Annotated in this window: 1 protein-coding gene; it reads left to right on the plus strand. The window is 28.1% G+C overall.

The genetic code is table 11. From position 1 onward, the window contains the following. Positions 1-2,545, plus strand: a 2,545-nt coding sequence (locus BM384_RS16510) for an ATP-dependent DNA helicase (RefSeq protein WP_090015285.1), incomplete at its 5' end; no start/stop codon positions are given. Between the last annotated feature and the right edge of the window lie 142 nt (positions 2,546-2,687).

Below are 2,687 nucleotides of genomic sequence, written 5' to 3' on the forward strand. Positions count from 1 at the left end.
GAAAAAAGAATATTCATTAGACATTCTTATGCATGAAATAACTAATATTTATGAGGCTAAAGAAGGAGAAAATCTTGATGAATGTACTAAGCTTATGGTTTGTGTAAACTCAATTTTACTAAGGCAGTGGGAAAGAGAAGAAAGTAATGGTAGTAAGAAAAAGAAAAAATCTATGTTTACTATATTAGCATTAGATTATGGTTTGAAAAATAGGTGGAATTGGACTAAGTATTTAGAAAAGCCATTAATGTTTACTTATGAAGATTATGATTATGTTAATTATGAAGATAATAAGGTTATAAAGCCAAACTTAAAGAAAATAAAAATATCTTATGATGAAAATGAAGATCTTCTAAAGAGAAGTGAAATATGGAATAATGGAAATGATTTTGTGTATCAATATAGAGAAAGCCAAAGAGATTTTGCAGGAAAAATTAGAGAAAACATTGAAAAGGAAGAAAAGATTTTTATTGAAGCTCCAACTGGAAGTGGTAAAACCTTTGCCTATGTTTTAATTGCAGCTCTTAAGGCGTATAAAAATAAGGATACTCATAAAAATGAAGATGCATCCTTTATAATTTCAACCGATACTAAAGAACTTCAAAGTCAGCTTATACAAAGGGATATTCCAAGCATTCTTCATAAGCTTAATTTAGAAGATAAACTTAATTATGGAGCAATTAAGGGAAAAGGAAATTATATATGTGTTGATAGGCTCTCTAAGTATTCTAATTTTGATACTAGTATTTATGGAGTTTTAGCAGAGGTATTTTTAAAGAGATTATGTAAAGATGGTTTATATGGAGATATAGAAAATATAAATTACTGGTCATATAATCATTTTTCTTTAGGAGACTACATTTCAGATATAGTATGTGATAATGAGGAATGTAACATTGAAAAGTGTCATAGAAAATGTCTTCTTAAAAAGAGGTATAATGAGCTTCCAAGTGAAAATATAACAGTAGTTAATCATTCTCTTCTTGCTAGCTGGCCCTACTCAGAAAAGAAGAAGATAACTCATCTTATAATTGATGAGGCTCATAACCTTATGGATAAATGTTATGATTTCTTTTCAGAAGAATTTTCATCTTATGATTTTACTGAATCTTTAAAGAATTTATATGAAAAGGAACCCACAATATACAGACAGTTTACAAATTTAAATGCTCAAAATGGAATGAGAGAAAGTATAGAACTTGAAAAGATAAAGTACTGGGTTAAAGAAATTGAAACCTATATGTCTATTCTTTTAAATAAGGCAATTGAACTTAAACTTGCTGGAGGGGATTACAGCTTTAAATGTGAATTTAATCTTCCACCTATTAATTTAAAATCTAAGATAGATTCTTTAAGACCTTTTATATCTAATGTGAAGGAAAGAATTTATGGACTTTACAGCCTTTTAAATAGATATTTTAATAATATAACCCTTGAGGGTGAAGAAGGAAAAGATGATCGTGAGTATATTAAGATAAATAATTATATTACTAAGCTTAAAGAAGCTTTTAATACTATAGATGCTTTTCTTGAAGATGATAATAAAAGAAAAACTGCAAAAACCTTAGAAATATCAAATAATTATAGCTATTTTAGACTTACTAACACTCCTTTAAATATAGATGAAATGTTTAATGAACATATTTTAAAGGATGTAAAAAGTACAACTTTTCTTTCTGCAACTATGAGAATAAATAATTCTTTTAATACAATAAAATATACTTTAGGTCAAAGGGATGCATCAGAACTTACTGTTCCTAAAACCTTTGATTTAAAGAGAAAAACCAAAATTTTTGTAATGAATGATATAGGAAGATATAATTCCTTAGAATTTCCGAAAAATAGTGCTGAATTTATCTTTAATATTAGCCAAAAGCTTAATGGTCATATTATGGTTTTATTCACCAATAATCTTAGACGGAAAAAGGTTGAAGAAGAATTGTTAGAACTTACTAAGAACACTGCCTTTGAAGTGCATACTCATAAAAAGTCTATTAAATATTTAAATGATAAGAAGAGGAAAGTTATTATTTTAGGAAGTAAGGGCTTTTTTGAAGGTATTGATGTGCCAGGAGATGCTTTAACCTGCGTTATTTTAGATAAAATACCTAATAAAAATCTTGAAGAACCTTTATTAAAAGCTATAACTACTTACAAAAATAGAACTTATAATGATGTTAACTATCCAGAAATATGTATTAAACTTAAGCAAGTTTATGGCCGCCTAATTAGAAGCGTTAATGATTATGGATATTTTTGCATAATGGATGGAGGAGAAAATTTAAATGTTTTAAGGCGTCTAGAAAGAGATATGTCAGGGCCTGATTTTATTTTTAGCAACCAAAAAAATCTTTTAGCATCTATGAATAGAGATTATTATAGATGGCAAACAGATAATTTAAGAAAAATAATTTCATCATCAAATAAGGAAAGCTCTTTTCATGATGAAGCTAGGAAGATGAAAAGTTTTTGGACTGAGGAAGAAAACACTAATGGATTAAAAGTATTTAAAAATGGAATGTTTAAAATTAATAGCAAGAAATAATAAAAATTCAATAAATTTATAAGTATAGCGAGAAGATATTCTTGCTATTTTTTTGTTCGCCCAGCATGTTTGCTGAGCCGGCAGGCTGAAAGAAGCCTGCGTCGCCGTCCCGATAGGAAGACAACTCGAATGCAAGTGCGTT

Origin of the sequence: Clostridium sp. DSM 8431 (assembly GCF_900116755.1) — a bacterium.
Classification (GTDB): Bacteria; Bacillota; Clostridia; order Clostridiales; family Clostridiaceae; genus Clostridium.